The organism is Amycolatopsis sp. NPDC006125 (assembly GCF_040614195.1).
Classification (GTDB): domain Bacteria; phylum Actinomycetota; class Actinomycetes; order Mycobacteriales; family Pseudonocardiaceae; genus Amycolatopsis_E; species Amycolatopsis_E tucumanensis.
On sequence record NZ_JBEXTZ010000033.1, the window covers coordinates 14,937 to 31,575 of the forward strand.

Sequence of the window (16,639 nt, forward strand, 5' to 3'; positions counted from 1 at the left end):
TAAGTTTCACAGTTTACTGTGCGTGGACGCCCGTGTCAGTGTCACCGTCAGTGCGGCGCACGTCGGGGACGAGCAGTGGAGGGAGTGGGTGATGGCCAAGCAGGGCTCGGGAATCGAGTGGACCGAGGTGACCTGGAACCCCACAACTGGCTGCGACCGCGTGTCCAGCGGCTGTGACAACTGCTATGCACTGGCCCTGGCCGCCCGTCTCAAGGCGATGGGATCGCCGAAGTACCAGTCCGACGGCGATCCGCGGACGTCAGGCCCTGGCTTCGGCGTGAGCATTCACCGACAGGCACTGCAGGAACCGTACCGGTGGCGCAACCCGCGCGTGGTGTTCGTGAACTCGATGAGCGACCTGTTCCACGCCAAGGTGCCCCTCAGTTTCGTGCGCGAGGTTTTCTCGGTGATCGCCGCGACGCCTCGACACACCTACCAGATCCTGACCAAGCGCTCGACCCGGTTACGGCGCCTCGCCCCCGAGCTCGACTGGCCCCCCAATCTCTGGATGGGAGTCTCGGTCGAGAACGCTGCCGCTCTGTCGCGTGTGGACGATTTGCGCGAGGTTCCCGCGACTGTGCGGTTCCTGTCCTGTGAACCTCTCCTCGGTCCCCTGCGAGGTCTCCGACTCGACGGCATATCGTGGGTGATCGCGGGAGGCGAGTCCGGACCCCATTACCGACCGATGCAGTTGTCCTGGGCCCGCGGGGTTCGGGACGCGTGCATGGCGGCGTCGGTGCCGTTCTTCTTCAAGCAGTGGGGTGGCCGCACGCCCAAGGCGCTCGGCCGCGAGCTCGACGGGCGGCAGTGGGACGAAATGCCGCGGGCCGTCCTGGGTTAACTGCCCGGACCAAGCTCAACAATCCAGTCTCGCGCCTTGCGCGCCTTGGTCGCGATGTGCAACTGGCCCGCTTCCTCGAGCTTGCGGACCGCGGTGGTCACGAACTTCTCCGGCACCTCTCCGTAGATGCCATCGAAGACCATCAGGGTGTGCTGTACGAGCTTCGCCCGCCCGTGCTGCCGGGCAACCTCAAGGATGTTCTGCTTGAGCCGTTCCAGCCCACGGTCGTGTTCGGCCTGGAGCTGTCCCTCGACTGGGTTGAACAGCATGCCCTCCACGTCCTCATCGCTCGGGCCAAGCACACGCAGCCACTTCTCCCGAGCGGCCGCGAGCGCGTCGCCGAACAGCCACAGCCCATGCTCGTCCCGCGTGAGAAACACCAGGTGATAAACGGGCTGATGGTGCACCTGACGTCGCACCGGCACCACCACCGGCTTCATCCTGGCGGCCATGGCCAAGCGCCGAGCGTACTCGACAACAACAGCTTCCGCCGCAGTTTCGAAGCTGCCGTCCGGCGAGGTCGCGTGCGCTCGCAGCGCGACCTGCTGCCACCACGCCCCACCACACATGCGGTCCATCAACGCGACGACCTTGTGGTCCAGCTGCCGCTTGTTGATCACCCCGGCAGCGCGCCGTGTGAGATCTGCGCTGATGTTGAGCAGCGCTTCCGTCCGCGGCCACGCCTTACGGCGGGCGCCGGCCAGCGCCTTCTGCAGCACCTGGAACGGCAAGTTCGCACCGCATGGATCCAGGAACAGAAACAACGGCACTCCCTCCGCCGCTTCCAGAACCGCAGGCAAATGATCCGCCACATCCCCCGGCAGGGCCTCGGCTGCAACGCCGCGTGCCCGATACTCATCCGTGAGCGCAGCAAGCTCGGCGAAATCCTTGGGCTCCTGCTCAACAAGCACCACCTCGACCTGCGCCGAGTTCCGGGCCTTGCTCGCGGCCATCAGCAGATGCTCACCGGATGCCGGCGTGCGATCGGGATAGCGGCCGCGGCCTGCGAAGCCGTCCAGCAACACCGCTCGCTTTCCGGGGATCTTGCTCGCGGTCATGATCGCGAAGCGGATGATGTAGCTGTTCAGAATGGCGTGCTTGAACACGGACTGCGCGCGAACCCGATCCAGCAGGCCTGACGAGGTTCCCTTTGACACCCACAACCTCCAACCGCAACCCGTTCCAGATGCCCGCACCTTCATAATGCGCGGCCCGGCCCGCCCTGATCATGAAACAGCCCGAATAGCCGCCTAACGGCGTAATCGCAATTACCGATGACCACGTTCGGTGGCGGGTTCGAGTGCCTGCGGACTGGTCACCTCCGCTGATTCGGGCCAATAGCCCGGTGTCCCTGGCCGACAGCTCGTCGATCGGCGGCTGGAGGAGGCGCCGCTGAGCCGACCACTCGATCAGCGGATGTCGAAATGAAGCTGGCGGCGAACGACATCCGGCACGCCACCGTGGTGATCAACAACCGGCCGTGCACCGGCCCGGCCGGGGTGACACGCTGGTGCCCGTCTTGCTGCCCAAGGGCTCGACCCTCACGGTCCGCGGGTGTCAAGCCCGATGGGCAGCCGATTGTGATGGTATATCGAGGAGGAGCACGTCGTGATGGAGTGGACAGCGCTTGCCGCGTCCGGCACTAGGCGTGCCAGCTGGAAATGGTCCAGATCGGTGTAGAGTTGGTTTGTCGAGAGCATCTCGTACGCGAGTCGCCAAGCTCGGGTCGTCCTCGACGAATTCCCGGTCGTGTCACGGCCGGAGACGGGAGCATCGGCATCATGTCGGGCTCGACCACTCTCATCACGCCCTCAGCCGCCGTTGAGCCGTCGCACCACACGCCGCGTCTGCGGCTGAAGCCGGCGGGAGCCGTCGCGGGTTACGTCGACGGCGCCTGGTGGCCCCGGTCCCGCGACCTGGCCGCCGAACTGCCCGGACTCCTGGCGGTCCTGGCGAGGCGGCCAGGATCCATCGAGCGGGTCACCTACAACCTGGCCACGTGGACGTCCGTTCCCCGCCGCCTCCTGATCGAGGGCCGTACCGTCCGGCTGGAGGGATTCCGTTCGCAACCCCGGTGCACCGTGACGGTGGCCGGTCAGGGCCGGCAACGCCTGACCCTGCTCACCCTGCCGCCCGACATGCCCGAGGCCTTCGCACACGAAACTCTCCTGCGGGCCTTGCAGCGAGACAACGCCGACAGCCCCGACACGCTTCTCGCTACGAGTCGTGGCGCCAGTGCAGATGTCTCCGACACCGCCACCGAACGATGGGAAATGGACGGCGGCTGGATTCGATGAACACGTCACCCTGCGGCTGATCCTGCGGGGCCTGGCACGTCTTGGACGCGCCCGCGGCGCTGGCCGTGTTCGGCAACGCAGCGGTAGCACGCTGGCTCAGCCCCGCGGACCAGGTACCCGATCTGGCGGCCATGCGCCCGCCGCTGCAGCACTACCGGGGCTAAGCCCCCGGCCACCAAATCACAACACCATCAACCAGATCCGCAGTGCGCTCGGGCGCGTCGTTTGGGTACTCCTCCCAGTGGGAACCTCCATCGTCATCGTGGACGCGGAAACCTTCGCGGTAGATGGCGAACAGGAAGGCGCCGGCTGCGCCATGCGGGCGCCGGTAGACCCACTCCGGCATCCGCGCCACCGGCAGGGTCTGCTCGATCCACCGGCGAGCTTCCTGCTCCGTTCTGAAGTCCTGCTCGACGACGCAATCAACGGCATCGTCGTCGCCAATGCCCAGCATGATCGCTGCGCTGAACCGAGCTCGAAGCGCACCACCGATACCTGTGCTCATGCCGTCCCCCTTGCCTCGCCGACAGGTGAGACCAGGATGCGCAACCGCCTGCACCGGCGCCACTCGCTCGGACACCGCGCACCACGTGATCATCCGGCTCGACGGGTGCGCAGGGCCGGGCACGCTCACACGGAGCCCATGTGTAGCCGGATCACCGCCCACCGGAAGAACCTTCGGGAAGACCACCCGTATGGATGACAGCTCGGCACGAGTTCGCGTGACCCCATTTCCCGCAGAACCAGCCGCTGCCCCAGTTTTGCCCCAGTTACTGAACAGTAACTGAAGTCGGATCCACAATGGACGAATGTTCGACGCAACGAAAAAATCGCCCGACCTGCGGTGATGCGCAGATCGGGCGATCTTGACGACTGTGGAGCTAAGGGGACTCGAACCCCTGACCCCCACACTGCCAGTGTGGTGCGCTACCAGCTGCGCCATAGCCCCGGAGCGAAGTTGTACTCCGCATCTCGTCTGCGACTACTTTACATGACACCGGGATGGCCGTTTCGCGGGGGGTCGGTCGTGCGAGACCGACCCCCCGCGTCGGTTCATCCCGCCTGGTTGACCAGGTTCGTCAGCCAGCCGTCCTGCGTCCAGTTGATGACCTGGCCGTTGTGCAGGACCGTGGGGGTGCCCTGGAAGTTCGGGTCCTTCGAGACCTCGGCCAGCGCAGCGTTGAGCTGCTGGTCGTAGGTGCCGCCGTTCACGCACGTCGCGAACTCGGGCGCGGTGATGCCCAGGTCCTGCCCCAGTTTGATCAGCTGGGCCTTGTCGTAGCCACGCTTGCCCTCCTCCGGCTGGGAGGCGAACAGGCTGTCGTGGAAGGGCGTGAACTTGCCCTGGTCCGCCGCGCACAGGGAGGCGTTCGCCGAGTCCAGCGAGTAGCCCGCCGGGTCCGACTGGTTGTTCAGCAGCGGGATCATGTGGTACGTGACCTGCACGTTCCCGGCCTGGATCTGCTCCTCGATCTGCGTCCCGTACTTCTGCTGGAGCTGCGCGCAGTAGGGGCACAGGAAGTCGGCCCAGATGTCGAGCTTGACCTTGGCGTCGGCCTTGCCCGAGACGACCGTGGCGCCCTGGCGCTCGTCCGCGGTGTCCAGCGCGGCCGCCGCCGTCTGGGGCGTGATGGTCGTGCCCTCGGTCTCGTTCTTCGACGCGTTCGTCCAGATCACCCCGCCGATGACCACCGCGGCCAGCACCACCACCGCGACCACCGACACGATCGTCTTCCGGCTGGGGCCGCCACCACCGCGGGCCTGGGTCACCGCCCTGGCCGCCGCGGACTGCTGCTGGCGGCGCTTGCGCGCGGACCGTTCCGCTCCACCCACGTTCTTCAGATCCTCTCTTCTTCCAGCTCGGCCTGCGGCGCGCCGCCGCGAAGCCAGCCGTCCAGCGCGAACCGGCTCGCCGGGCGCACGACCAGCCAGCAGGCCAGGACCAGGAAGCCCACGTCACGGGCGATTTCCTGGGGGTACCGGGTCTGCCCCGCCGCCACCTCGCCACCGCCGCCGAAACAACCGCAGTCGATGGTCAGGCCCCGCGCCCACGACTGGGCCACCCCGGCGATGAACACCACCAGCAGCACGGCCGAAGCGACGGCCACCCAGCGCGTGGCGAGCCCGAGCAGCAGGAAGACGCCGAGGGCCAGCTCCAGCAGCGGCAACGCGGTCGCCACCGGGTGCAGCAGCGCGTCGGGCAGGACGTCGTAGGCCTTGACGGCCAGGTACGTCTGCCCGGAGTCGCTGATCTTGGCGATCCCGGAGACCAGCCACACCGCGGCCAGGCCGAGCCGCACGAGGGTGCCGACGGCGTCGAGCACGGAGGGGGACGGGCGGAACACGGACCCAGGCTAGCGGCCTGCCCTGAGAAACCTGTGAGTTCCGGGGCCAGCACGCGAATGCCATACGTCCGGGTGACGAGGGACTCAGCCACCGCCCACCGTCTACGGTTGCTCACGCCATGAACCTGCCCGATCTCCCCGTCCGCGCGGTCCTCGGCGAACTCGCCGACGCCCTGTCCGGTCACGGCACCGCGGTGCTGGTCGCACCGCCCGGGACCGGCAAGACGACGCTCGTCCCGCTGGACTTGATGACCCGGACGGACGGCCGCGTCGTGGTGGCCGAGCCGCGCCGCCTCGCCGCGCGTGCGGCGGCCGCCCGGATGGCCGCGCTGCTCGGCGAACCGGTGGGCGAGACCGTCGGCTACTCCGTGCGCGGCGACCGGAAGGTGTCGAAGCGCACGCGCGTCGAGGTGGTCACCTCCGGCCTGCTGGTCCGGCGCGTGCAGAACGACCCGGAACTGCCCGGCGTCGCGACCGTGCTGCTCGACGAGTGCCACGAGCGGCACCTGGACGCCGACCTGCTGCTCGCCCTCCTGCTGGACGTGCGTGCCGGGCTGCGGGACGACCTGCGCCTGCTCGCGACGTCGGCCACCGTCGCGTCCGGGCGGCTCGCGGACCTGCTCGGCGGGGCGCCGGTGGTCACCGCGCAGGCGCGCACCTACCAGGTCGAGACGACCTACGTCCCACCCGCCCGCGGCGAACGGATCGAGGCGTGCGTCGCCCGGGCGGTGCGCAGGGCGCTCGCCGAAGGCGACGGCGACGTCTTGGCGTTCCTGCCCGGCGTGGGCGAGATCGCGCGGGTCAGCGGGTTGCTCGACCTCCCGGACGTGGACGTGCTGCCCCTGCACGGCAGGCTCGCGCCCGGCAAGCAGGACGCGGCGCTGCGCCCCGGCGACCGCCGCCGCGTGGTGCTGGCGACCGCGGTGGCCGAGTCGAGCCTGACCGTGCCGGGTGTGCGGGCGGTCGTCGACTCCGGGCAGACCCGGGTGCCCCGGGTGGACCACCGCCGCGGCCTGCCCGGCCTGGCGACCGTCCGGGTGTCGGCGGCCGTGGCCGAGCAGCGGGCGGGCCGGGCCGGGCGGGAGGCGCCCGGCCGGGCGTACCGCTGCTGGCCGCAGCACGAGCAGGCCAGCCTGCCCGCCTACCCCGAACCGGAGATCCGCACCGCCGAACTGGCCCGGCTCGCGCTGGAGCTGGCCTGCTGGTCGACACCCGACGGCGCGGGCCTGTCCTGGTGGGATCCGCCACCGGACGGCCCGCTCGCCGCCGGCCAGGACCTGCTCCGCACGCTCGGCGCGCTGGACGGCGACACGGTCACCGAACGCGGCCGGCGCATGGCCGAGCTGGGCCTGCACCCGCGCCTCGCCCGCGCGCTGCTCGACGGGGCCGCCCAGGTCGGCGCCCGTTGCGCAGCGGAGGTGGTGGCGCTGATGGACGCGGGCGGCACGCTCACCGACGTCGAGGCCGAGCTGCGCCGCCTGCGCGACGAGCGCGGATCACGCTGGCATGCCGAGGTGCGGCGCCTGGAGCGGCTGGTGCCCGGCGGCCCGGAAGCGCCCGACCCGGCGCTGGTGGTCGCGCTCGCCCACCCGGAACGGCTCGCCCGGCGGCGGGGGCCGGATTCGCCGGTCTACCTGATGGCGGGTGGCACCGCCGCGGAACTGCCCACGAGCGGCGGCCTCGGCGACGCGGAATGGCTCGCCGTGGCCGAGGCGACGCGTGACCCCGGCCGCGCGCACGGGGTGATCCGCCTCGCGGCCCGTGCGGACGAAGAGCTCGCGGTGCGGGCTGCCCCGAACCTGGTGACCGAACACGACGACGTGTCCTGGAACGGCGACGTGGTGGCGCGGCGGGTCCGGCGGCTGGGCGCGATCGTCCTGCGTGACCGGCCGCTGCGGGACCCGGACCCCGCTCTCGTGCGCGAGGCCCTGCTGACCGGCCTCCGCGAGGGAAACGTCCTGACGTGGTCGACCGAGGCCGAGCGCCTGCGGGCGCGGATCGCCTTCCTGCACGACGTCCTCGGCGACCCGTGGCCCGCCGTGGACGACGCCGCACTGTTGTCCAGAGTGGACGAATGGCTGGAGCCGGAGCTGTCCCGCGCTCGCCGTCGCGCCGACCTCGCGCGGATCGACACGGCCTCGGCGTTGCGACGTCTGCTGCCCTGGCCGGAGGCCGGCCGGCTGGACGAACTGGCGCCGGACCGGATCGAGGTGCCCTCCGGGTCGCGGTTGCGGCTCGACTACGCGTCCGGGCGGCCAGTGCTCGCGGTGAAGCTGCAGCTCGCGTTCGGGTGGCGGGAAACCCCGAAGGTCGCGGGTGGGCGCGTGCCGGTCGTGCTGCACCTGCTCTCCCCCGCCGGCCGCCCCGCGGCGGTCACCGGCGATCTGGAGTCGTTCTGGGCGAGCGGGTATCCGGCTGTGCGGGCGGAGCTGCGCGGGCGCTACCCCAAACACGCCTGGCCTGCGGACCCTCAGGCGCCGTAGAACCGCTCCGGCCGGGCAGGCAGATCGCGCTCGAGCTCCTCGTTCTCCTCCTCGTGCAGGCCGAGCACCACCGCTTGCCGGATCTGCTCCCGGTTCTCCCGCACGACGTGGGCGAAGAACGCTTCCGTCCGCGGGTCGATCAGCACCTCGAGCATGACCCGCATCGTCGTGTCCACAAGGGACCGGAGGATCTCGTCGTGGAACGGGAGCTTGGACAGCCTGCCCGCCTGCGGGTCGTCCTTGATCTTCTCGGTGATGATGGCGCGCAACGTCTCCCGGTTCTCGCCCAGTGACCTGGCCAGGTTTTCCGGGTAGTTGCCGGTCTCGATGACCTTGACGACCTCGTCGAGCACCGCGATGGTGATCGGTTTCTTGATGGCCAACACGATCGGCCGGGACATGCGCTCGACCAGGCGCTGTGTGAACAGTTCGCCGAACGCGCGGTCGGCCGTGCGTGCCAGCCGCACGATCACGATCACGATCCGCAGCAGCCGGAAACTGCGCAGCGCGGGGTGCGCGATCGGGATCATGCCGAGGATCTCGTACCAGTTGCGCAGCGGAAAGCGCTTGTCCCACCCGGCGCGTGACCACCGCCAGAGGAACTCGATCAGGAACACCCCGCAGATCGAGGTGTCGATGACGAAGATGCGGTGCGCCGTTTCGGGCGAGTGCGGGAAGAACGTGACGTAGACGACCAGGCCGACGGAGACGACGGCCAGCGCCAGCATCGCCACGTCGAGCGGGCTCACCCTGCGCCGGGAAATCATGGGGCGCATTCTGCCCTGCCGAAAGTGCAGGTGCGTGGATGCCCTTCGGCCGATGCGCCCCGGCGTGTCCGGTTCCTACCGTCGAGGCCATGATCACGGTACGCGCGCTGACGAAGCGCTTCGGCGGGAAAACCGCCGTCGACCAGCTCACCTTCGCGGTGCGGCCGGGCAAGGTTACCGGGTTCCTCGGCCCGAACGGCGCAGGCAAGTCGACCACGATGCGCATGGTGCTGGGGCTGGACCGCCCGACCTCCGGCGAGGCACTGGTGGACGGCAAGCGGTACGGGGACCTGCGGTGGCCACTGCGCACGGTGGGCGCGCTGCTGGACGCCAAAGCGCTCCACCCGGGCCGCTCGGCGGCCAAGCACCTGCTGGCCATGGCCCGCAGCAACGACATCCCGGACCGCCGCGTCGAGGAGGTGCTGGCCACCGTCGGGTTGTCGGACGTCGCGGGGAAGCGGGCCGGCCAGTTCTCGCTCGGCATGGGGCAGCGGCTCGGCATCGCCGGGGCACTGCTCGGCGACCCGGGAGTGCTGTTGTTCGACGAGCCGGTGAACGGTCTCGACCCGGACGGGGTGCGCTGGGTGCGGCAGCTGATGCGCTCGCTCGCCGCGGAGGGCCGGACGATCCTGGTCTCCAGCCACCTGATGAGCGAGATGCAGCTGACCGCCGACCACCTCCTCGTCATCGGCAAGGGACGCCTGCTGGCCGACGCGCCGCTGGGTGAGCTGCTCGCCGGCGGTTCGGTGGTGCGGGTCCGCTGTGCGGAACCGGCCGACGGTGCACGGCTGGCGGCCCAGCTGCCCGGCGCGCGGGTCGAGGGCGACTCGGTGCTCGTGACCGGCGTGACGGTGGAGTCGATCGGCGACCTGGCCTTCGAGCTGGGCGTCCGGCTGCACGGGTTGAGCGAGGAGCGGGCGTCGCTGGAGCAGGCGTACATGGAACTGACCGCGGACGCGGTCGAGTACGGCGCGGACTCCGCGCGGAAGGCTGGTGTGCGATGACGACGACCGCGGCGATCCGCTCGGAGTGGGTCAAGTTCTGGTCCGTGCGCTCGACCTTCTGGGGCCTGGCCGGCGCGGTGGTGCTGATGCTGGTGTTCGTGCTGCCGTCGGCCACTTCCGTGGCCTACAACCGCAGCACGCAGGAGTCGGCGCCGGATCTGGTGGCGGGCGGGAGTTTCTACCTCGCCGAGTTCGCGGTGATCGCGTTGGCGAGCCTGTTCATCGCAGGCGAGTACGCGACGGGCAGCATCCGAGGGACATTGCAGTGGGTGCCGGTCCGGAGCCGGTTCCTCGCTGCGAAGGGCGCGGTGCTGGCTCCGGTGTTGTTCGTGCTCGGCGTGGTGGTCGCGGCGGTGGCGATCGCGGTGGCGACGCCGTTGATGGACGGTTTCGGGCGTGCCGCGTCGACCGGCGAGATCATCCAGGCGTGCGTGGCGAACGGGGCCTTCTTCGCGCTCACCGGTTTGCTCAGCCTCGGGATCGGGACAGCGCTGCGCAGCGTTGCGGGCAGCGTCACGGTGGCGTTCCTGGTGATGCTGATGACCGCGATGGTGGCCGGTTCGCTCGGGCTCGGGGTCGTGAACTACATGCCCGGTGTCGCGGGCGCTGCGGCGCTCGTGCCGTCCGGGCAGCCGAACCCGGTCTCCGGGCTGGTCCCGCCGTACCCGTCGTGGGCCGGTCTGCTGATCCTCGCCGCGTGGGCTACCGCCGCGCTCGTCGTGGGGCACGAGGTGCTGCGGCGCCGGGATGCCTGAGCTCATGTCACCAGCCCCGCCTCGTAGGCGATGATCGCCGCCTGGACCCGGTTGCGGACGTCGAGCCTGCCGAGGATCGTGCTGACGTAGGCCTTCACGGTGCCCTCGACCACGAACAGCCGCTCGGCGATGTCCGCATTGGACAGTCCCGCGCCGACGAGCGCGAGCACCTCGCGCTCGCGTGCGGTCAGGACGGTGATGCGGTCCCGGGCCACCGCGGCCCGGGACATGCGGTCGCCGGACAGCTGGGCGATCACCCGCTGCGCGACCTTCGGAGACAGGAAGGCCGCACCGTCGGCGACGGCGCGGACTCCGGCGATCAGCTCGCGGGGGTCGCCGGACTTCAGCAGGAACCCGCTGGCGCCGCCGGCGAGGGCGCGCTCGATGTAGGCGTCCTCGCCGAAGGTGGTCAGCATGATGACGCCGGTGCCGGGCAGCAGGCCGCGGATCTCCTCGGCCGCGGCGAGGCCGTCGAGGCGAGGCATGCGGATGTCGACGAGCGCGACGTCCGGCCGGGTGCGCCGGGCCTGCTCGACGGCCTCGCGGCCGTCCCCTGCCTCGGCGACGACCTCGATGTCGTCGTCCGCGGACAGGATGGCGGCGACGCCGGCCCTGATCATGGCCTCGTCGTCGGCCAGCAGCACACGGATCACGTCGGAACCTCTCCTCGGTCACTGTCGTCGGTCAGGAGTTCTTTGCTCACGAGCCGGTCGCCCGCGAAGCAGAGCCGGTAGGCGTCCAGGCGGAGCTGGGTGATGCTGCGGCCGGTGCCGTAGTACTCACACGCCAGGCCGGGCGGCTCGGGCGCGCGGACGTGCGGGCCGCGTTGCCGTTGCGGCAGGACGGCGGCGATCTCGGCGCGGACCTGGCCGGGACGCAGCTGCTCGTAGTCGGCGGGGTCCAGCACGGAGGTCTGCCACTCGTACAGGTAGACCGTGCCCACCACACCGAGCAGCCCCGCCATGATCGAGGGCGGCACGATCAACGCGGCGAGCAGCCGTCGGCGCACCTCACGCCGGGCCTGGACGTGCCGGCGGGCGGACTCGGACTGCACGGGTTGGACGGGCGCGGGAGCGGCGGCGTGCGGAAGCCGGGCCACCACCTCGAAGCCGCCGTCGAGCGGCCCGGCCCGGAGGGTGCCGCCGAGCAACCGGACGCGCTCCCGCAACCCTTCGAGCCCCTGGCGCCCGGACACGGTACCCGGCAACGGCCCGGCGGGCGGCGGCCCGTTGCACACCCGGACGACGGTCTCCTGGTGACCGCGGGAGATGGTGACGGCGACCCGGGCGCCGGGGGCGTGCTTGGTCACGTTGGTGAGCGCCTCCTGGACTACGCGGTAAGCGGCGCGTTCGACCATCGGCGGTTCCGAGGTTGGTCCGTCCGAAGAGGACGGCGCGCTGGGAGCCGGTGATGGGTTGTCGGTGTTCGGTGCGAGTGGCGGAGCAGCATCCGCACCCGAGGCATCCGGCATCGGGTCGGCGAACGGAACAGAACCGTTTCCGGAGCCGGCCTGGCCCGGGGCGACCGGAGGAACAGAACCGATGCCCGGAGTCGGGTCGGCGATCGAAGCGGCATCAGCGTGCGGACCGGCAGCCGCCCGGGCTGGGGCGCCGGTCTGCGATGGGGTGGCAGCATCAGCCGGCCGTGGAACGACAGCCTGCGGTGGGGTGACCGCTCGCGGCGAGGTGGCATCAATCGGCCGTAGAGCGACAGCCTGCGATGGGGTGACTTCGGCCGACGGTTGATCGACAGTCGGCCGCGAGGCGGCATCAGCCGATGGTGGAGCCACAGCCCGCCGCGAGGCGGCATCAGCCGATGGTGGAGCCACAGCCCGCCGCGAAGCGGCATCAGCCGACCCCGGAGCCACAGCCCGCGGCGAGGTGGCATCAATCGGCCGTGGAGCGGCAGTCTGCGGTCGCGCCGCAGCCTGCGGTAGGGCGGCGGCCTGCGCCGGGGCACCGGCGTTTTCCCCCGCAACCCCAACACCCGCCGGCTCTTCCGAGAACTCGATGTCCACTCCGGACGCTCGTGCGCGCTCGACCAGCGCAGGGACGCCTCCATGGACCGGGTCGACCGGTGGGGCGTCTTCGCGCAGCAGGCCGATGATCTCGCGCAACCGCTCGGTGGCCGCGGCGGCGCTTTCGCGCAGTGCCTTGGCTTCCGCGCTTCCCGACATCTCCAGCGCCGCCGCGCGCAGGGCGATCAGGCTCAGTTCGTGGCCCAGCGAGTCATGCATGTCGCTGGCGATGCGGGCCCGCTCGCGCAGCCGGGCCTCCTCCGCGACGATCCGTTGCCGCAGCTCCAGTTCCTCCGCGCGCTGCCACCCGGACCGCACCAGGTCGTCCCGCGTACGCATGTACCGGCCGAGCTGCCACGGCAGCACCGCGGCGAACAGCATCACGCCGATCACCGCGCCCCAGTCGGCCATGGCGTGCCTGCCGATCGCGAGCGACAGCGGGACGCCGATGCCCCCGATCGTCAGGAACGTCGCCAGCGCGGGGCGCACCGACTCCATCCGCCGTCCGGCCAGGCAGGCGAACGGCACCATGAGCAGCACCGGCCACACCGGAACCCGGCCGCCGAAGCTGAACATCATGGCGAGACTCGACGCCACCGCGGCGGTCAGCGACAGCCACGGGCTGCGCCGGGTGGCGGCGACCGCGACCACGATCGCCACCAACCCGCCGATCAGCTCCCACGGCTGGGCGTTGTGCCTGCTCTCGTACAGCAGCAAGGCGACGACCGGCGCCCCGGCCAGCACTTCCGCTGTTCTTCCCCAGAATCTCCCCACGAGAGGGAACGGTACCGACCAAGGTGGAGGGACGGTATCTGTCTAAAGACAGGTTTTTGTCGTCACACGGATGAATTCGAGGACCTGCGGCCACGAGATCGCGAACGCCTCCGCGTTGACCGGCTCCCCGTGCCGCGTCTTGTTGGCGAAGCCGTGCTCGGCGGCCGGGTACACGTGGATCAGGCTCGGACCGGTTTCCCGCGCCTGCAACGCCGATTGCAGCTCGTCGAAGCGCGACCGGGGGACCAGTTCGTCGGCCGTGGGGTACATCGTCATCACCGGCGCCTTGATCAGCCCGGCGTGCGCGATCGCGTCCATCGTGTGGTTCGGCGGCGTCTCTCCCGGCACCGTCGGGTGGTACGCCACCACGTTCGCCACGCGGTGATCCCGGCCACCCAGGATCAACGCGAACCGCCCGCCGAGACACCACCCGATGACGCCCGCCTTGGCGCAGCCCAGCTCGCCGAGGAGGTGGTCCAGCAGCTGTGTCTGCTCGTCCAGCGCGACCGCGTCGTCGAGTTCGGGCATCTTCGCCAGCAGGTCCGGCATCGACGTGTCGTCGCTGCTCGGGCCGTGGAACGGGTCCCACACCAGCGCCGTGACGCCGATCGCGGCGATCGCCTCGGCCCACTCGCGCAACTGCTCGCCGATGCCGGTGACCATCGGCAGCAGCAGCATCCCGGACTCACTGCCGCCCGCGGGCCGCGCGAGGTAGGCGTTCAGGCCGTTGACGGTGAGCCGTGACGTTTCGATGTCCTGTGTCATGCCGCGACATTAGGCATGATGATCGGCATGGCCGAACGCACCCTGGCCGAACAGCTCGGCGCCGAACCGCCCGCGGGCGTCGCCGCGCTGGACCCGGCCCACCAGCAGGACCTAGCCGACGCCGTGCGCTCCGCCCGGCGCCGTCAGGCGGCGGCGCTGGCCAAGGCGGGCAACGACGCGCTGAAGTTCGTGCCCGCCCTGCTGCGGCCCGCCGTCCGGAAGGCCGTCGGCCTGTGACGCCCCAGGAAGCGGAGATCCGCAAGCTCGCCCGCGTGCTCGGAGTAAGCGCGGAACGCCTCGGCTACCTCGCCGACGTGCCCGTCGAGGACCTCCGTGAGCTGCGGGAACGCGCCACCACGGTGTTGTTCGACGCGCACCTGGGCGTGCTGGAGCGGATGGCAGGCGCGAGCAAGCTGCTGCCCATCCCGGTGCTGGCGAAGATGGCCGAGCGGGTGTTCGGGCCGTTGCTCGCCGCGCGCATCGCGGGCCTGGTCGAAGCCTCCCGCGGGGCGGAGATCGCCGGGCGGCTGTCCCCGGCGTTCCTCGCCGACGTGGCCGCCGAGCTGGACCCGCGGCGGGCGCGCGGGATCATCGCGAAGCTGCCGGCGGGGGTGGTCGTCGCGGTCGCGCGCGAGCTGAGCAGGCGGCGGGACTGGATCACCATCGCGCGGTTCGTCGACCACCTGCCGGACGCGACGATCGTGACCAGCCTGGAGTTCATCCCGGACGCCGCGCTGCCCGAGGTCGCCGCGCTGCTCGACGACCCGGCGAGGATCACCAAGGTGCGCGACCTGCTGCCGCCGGAGCGGCTGGCCGCGCTGCCGGAACACCTGCGCTGACCGTTCCCATTCGTCCAAGCCGGCGGCCCGCCGCTGGCGCCACCATGGACGGCATGATCCAGCGAATAGTGCCTTACCTGACCACCACGGACCCCGCTGGAGTGCGGGACTTCTACGTCGGCGTCCTCGGTCTCGAAGTGGCCATGGAGGACCCGGTGCTCAACCTGCGCTCGCCCGGCAACCCGGCGGCGCAGGTCATCGTCCAGCGGCCCGGGTCACCCGAACCGCGGTTCGGCGTCGACGTGGGAGCTCCGGACGCCGTCGACGCGGCCCACGCCGAAGCCGTCGCCCGGGGCCTGCGCGTCGTCTACCCGCTCACCGACGAGGCGTGGGGCGTGCGGCGTTTCTTCGTGGCCGATCCCAGCGGCTCAGTGGTGAACGTGCTCGCTCACGCCGCGACGATGAGGTAGATGCCGTAGAGCACGACGGCCGCGCACGCGGCGAAGCACACGCCCGCCGTCACCGCGCCCGCCGTGCCGCTCTCCCCCGTCTCCCTGGCGTCGGCGCGGGCGGCGACACCGCGGACGCCGACCGCGAACAGCCCGGTCACCACGGCCACCGCCGCCAGCGCCGTCACGAACACGCTGCCGAGGGCAGCCCAGTCGATGTGCACGGAATGCCTCCTCAGACCGCCACGGGAACGGCTTGCTCGGGCTCGGCCACGGACTGCGGCGTCACCGGGTTGCGCCGCGACCAGAGCCAGATGCCCAGCGCCGCGGCGACCAGCACCAGGCCGACGACCACCGTGCCGACGGTGCCCAGGGTCGCGACCTTCGCCGCGACCGCGCCGACCGCGGCCGCGGCGGGCAGGGTCAGCAGCCACGCCAGCGCCATCCGGCCCGCGACGCTCCAGCGGACCTCGGCCAGCCGTCGTCCGACGCCGGACCCGATGATGCCGCCCGAGCAGACGTGGGTGGTGGACAGCGCGAACCCGAGGTGCGAGGACGCCAGGATCGTGGCAGCCGCGCTGGTCTCGGCGGCGAACCCCTGCGGCGTCTGCACGTCGGTGATCTTGCGGCCCATCGTGTGGATGATCCGCCAGCCACCCATGTAGGTGCCCAGCGCGATCGCCAGCCCGGCGCTGAGCACGACCCACAGCGGCGGCCCGGACCCGGCGGCCAGCGCGCCGGAGGAGATCAGGGTGAGCGTGATGACACCCATCGTCTTCTGCGCGTCGTTCGTGCCGTGCGCGAGCGAGACCAGCGACGCCGACAGCACCTGCGCACGCTTGAACGACTTGCCCACCACGTCCTGCCGCACCTTCGCGGTGATCCGGTAGACGAGGTAGGTGCCGACGACCGCGACCAGCCCGGCCACCAGCGGCGAGGCCACCGCGGGGATCAGGACCTTCTGCACGACCTGGGCGAAGCGCACCGCGTCGGCCCCGGAAGCGACCCAGGTGGCGCCGATCAGGCCGCCGAACAGTGCGTGCGAGGAGCTGGACGGCAGGCCGACCAGCCAGGTCACGAGGTTCCACAGGATCGCGCCGACAAGTCCGGCGAAGACGACCACGGGGGTGACCTTGGTGTCGTCGACGATCCCACCGGAGATGGTCTTGGCCACCTCGACGGACAGGAACGCGCCGATCAGGTTGAGGATGGCGGAGATCGTGACCGCGACCTTGGGTTTCAAGGCGCCGGTCGCGATGGAGGTGGCCATGGCGTTGGCGGTGTCGTGGAAACCGTTGGTGAAGTCGAAGGCCAATGCGGCGACGATGACCACCAGGACGATCAGCGAGAGGTCCACACCTCC

General features: G+C 70.8%; 19 protein-coding genes and 1 tRNA gene. 9 read left to right on the forward strand and 11 right to left on the reverse strand.

Going from position 1 to position 16,639, the window contains the following annotated elements; translation table 11 throughout:
* Positions 1 to 91: 91 nt before the first annotated feature.
* Positions 92 to 841 carry a phage Gp37/Gp68 family protein gene (locus tag ABZ193_RS18615; protein ID WP_354710795.1) on the forward strand — a complete coding sequence of 250 codons (750 nt, stop codon included), beginning with the start codon at positions 92 to 94 and terminating at the stop codon, positions 839 to 841.
* On the opposite strand, the gene tcmP is transcribed toward ABZ193_RS18615, so the two are convergent.
* Complete coding sequence (gene tcmP, locus ABZ193_RS18620) at positions 838 to 1,998, reverse strand: three-Cys-motif partner protein TcmP (RefSeq protein ID WP_354710796.1); 1,161 nt, start codon at positions 1,996 to 1,998, stop codon at positions 838 to 840. The genes ABZ193_RS18615 and tcmP overlap by 4 nt on opposite strands.
* A 267-nt stretch (positions 1,999 to 2,265) precedes the next feature.
* Between tcmP and ABZ193_RS18625 the strand changes: the two genes are divergently transcribed.
* On the forward strand, positions 2,266 to 2,487 hold the full coding sequence (locus ABZ193_RS18625) for a hypothetical protein (protein ID WP_354710797.1): 222 nt from the start codon (positions 2,266 to 2,268) through the stop codon (positions 2,485 to 2,487).
* A gap of 135 nt (positions 2,488 to 2,622) precedes the next feature.
* Positions 2,623 to 3,138, forward strand: a complete 516-nt coding sequence (locus ABZ193_RS18630; protein ID WP_354710798.1) for a DUF5994 family protein — start codon at positions 2,623 to 2,625, stop codon at positions 3,136 to 3,138.
* Positions 3,139 to 3,298: 160 nt separating this feature from the next.
* Here ABZ193_RS18630 and ABZ193_RS18635 read toward each other — a convergent pair whose 3' ends face one another.
* From ABZ193_RS18635 to ABZ193_RS18650, 4 genes are all read right to left on the reverse strand, one after another.
* Positions 3,299 to 3,643: a hypothetical protein gene (locus ABZ193_RS18635; RefSeq protein WP_354710799.1), complete on the reverse strand. Its 345-nt coding sequence runs from the start codon at positions 3,641 to 3,643 to the stop codon at positions 3,299 to 3,301.
* 371 nt (positions 3,644 to 4,014) lie between these two features.
* A tRNA-Ala gene (locus ABZ193_RS18640) sits at positions 4,015 to 4,087 on the reverse strand.
* A 104-nt stretch (positions 4,088 to 4,191) separates the two neighbouring features.
* Positions 4,192 to 4,971, reverse strand: coding sequence for a thioredoxin domain-containing protein (locus tag ABZ193_RS18645; RefSeq protein WP_020417630.1), 780 nt, complete (start codon positions 4,969 to 4,971; stop codon positions 4,192 to 4,194).
* Between the two features lie 5 nt (positions 4,972 to 4,976).
* Positions 4,977 to 5,483 (reverse strand): MauE/DoxX family redox-associated membrane protein, encoded by a 507-nt coding sequence (locus ABZ193_RS18650; RefSeq protein WP_020417629.1) that lies wholly within the window; start codon positions 5,481 to 5,483, stop codon positions 4,977 to 4,979.
* 119 nt (positions 5,484 to 5,602) lie between these two features.
* Here ABZ193_RS18650 and hrpB point away from each other — a divergent pair, with 119 nt between their 5' ends.
* Positions 5,603 to 7,966, forward strand: coding sequence for an ATP-dependent helicase HrpB (hrpB, locus tag ABZ193_RS18655; RefSeq protein WP_237337556.1), 2,364 nt, complete (start codon positions 5,603 to 5,605; stop codon positions 7,964 to 7,966).
* Here hrpB and ABZ193_RS18660 read toward each other — a convergent pair.
* Positions 7,954 to 8,733 (reverse strand): hypothetical protein, encoded by a 780-nt coding sequence (locus tag ABZ193_RS18660; RefSeq protein ID WP_027935805.1) that lies wholly within the window; start codon positions 8,731 to 8,733, stop codon positions 7,954 to 7,956. The genes hrpB and ABZ193_RS18660 overlap by 13 nt on opposite strands.
* Positions 8,734 to 8,822: 89 nt before the next feature.
* Between ABZ193_RS18660 and ABZ193_RS18665 the strand changes: the two genes are divergently transcribed.
* Together ABZ193_RS18665 and ABZ193_RS18670 are read left to right on the forward strand one after the other, a co-directional pair.
* Complete coding sequence (locus tag ABZ193_RS18665) at positions 8,823 to 9,737, forward strand: ABC transporter ATP-binding protein (protein ID WP_237337555.1); 915 nt, start codon at positions 8,823 to 8,825, stop codon at positions 9,735 to 9,737.
* Complete coding sequence (locus tag ABZ193_RS18670) at positions 9,734 to 10,492, forward strand: ABC transporter permease (RefSeq protein ID WP_237337554.1); 759 nt, start codon at positions 9,734 to 9,736, stop codon at positions 10,490 to 10,492. The genes ABZ193_RS18665 and ABZ193_RS18670 overlap by 4 nt, the downstream gene beginning before the upstream one ends.
* Before the next feature lie 2 nt (positions 10,493 to 10,494).
* On the opposite strand, the gene ABZ193_RS18675 is transcribed toward ABZ193_RS18670, so the two are convergent.
* Genes ABZ193_RS18675 through ABZ193_RS18685 form a run of 3 tightly spaced genes read right to left on the reverse strand, consistent with a single transcriptional unit; the run spans position 10,495 to position 14,048 of the window.
* Entirely contained in the window at positions 10,495 to 11,145 is a 651-nt protein-coding gene (locus ABZ193_RS18675) for a response regulator transcription factor (protein ID WP_020417624.1), read from the reverse strand.
* On the reverse strand, positions 11,142 to 13,283 hold the full coding sequence (locus ABZ193_RS18680) for a histidine kinase (protein WP_237337553.1): 2,142 nt from the start codon (positions 13,281 to 13,283) through the stop codon (positions 11,142 to 11,144). The genes ABZ193_RS18675 and ABZ193_RS18680 overlap by 4 nt, the downstream gene beginning before the upstream one ends.
* A gap of 42 nt (positions 13,284 to 13,325) precedes the next feature.
* Positions 13,326 to 14,048 (reverse strand): dienelactone hydrolase family protein, encoded by a 723-nt coding sequence (locus ABZ193_RS18685; protein WP_020417621.1) that lies wholly within the window; start codon positions 14,046 to 14,048, stop codon positions 13,326 to 13,328.
* Between the two features lie 27 nt (positions 14,049 to 14,075).
* Here ABZ193_RS18685 and ABZ193_RS18690 point away from each other — a divergent pair, with 27 nt between their 5' ends.
* From ABZ193_RS18690 to ABZ193_RS18700, 3 genes are read left to right on the forward strand one after another with little or no spacing between them, the layout of a single operon-like run.
* Positions 14,076 to 14,285 (forward strand): hypothetical protein, encoded by a 210-nt coding sequence (locus ABZ193_RS18690; protein WP_027935804.1) that lies wholly within the window; start codon positions 14,076 to 14,078, stop codon positions 14,283 to 14,285.
* The gene (locus ABZ193_RS18695; RefSeq protein WP_237337552.1) at positions 14,282 to 14,887 is read left to right on the forward strand and encodes a hypothetical protein; all 606 of its coding nucleotides are present in this window, start codon (positions 14,282 to 14,284) and stop codon (positions 14,885 to 14,887) included. The genes ABZ193_RS18690 and ABZ193_RS18695 overlap by 4 nt, the downstream gene beginning before the upstream one ends.
* Before the next feature lie 53 nt (positions 14,888 to 14,940).
* Complete coding sequence (locus ABZ193_RS18700) at positions 14,941 to 15,297, forward strand: VOC family protein (RefSeq protein ID WP_237337551.1); 357 nt, start codon at positions 14,941 to 14,943, stop codon at positions 15,295 to 15,297.
* On the opposite strand, the gene ABZ193_RS18705 is transcribed toward ABZ193_RS18700, so the two are convergent.
* Both ABZ193_RS18705 and ABZ193_RS18710 read right to left on the reverse strand, forming a co-directional pair.
* Positions 15,276 to 15,500, reverse strand: coding sequence for a hypothetical protein (locus tag ABZ193_RS18705; RefSeq protein WP_020417617.1), 225 nt, complete (start codon positions 15,498 to 15,500; stop codon positions 15,276 to 15,278). The two genes, ABZ193_RS18700 and ABZ193_RS18705, sit on opposite strands and share 22 nt — an antisense overlap.
* A gap of 11 nt (positions 15,501 to 15,511) precedes the next feature.
* Positions 15,512 to 16,633, reverse strand: a complete 1,122-nt coding sequence (locus ABZ193_RS18710) for an inorganic phosphate transporter (RefSeq protein ID WP_354710802.1) — start codon at positions 16,631 to 16,633, stop codon at positions 15,512 to 15,514.
* Positions 16,634 to 16,639: the final 6 nt, after the last annotated feature.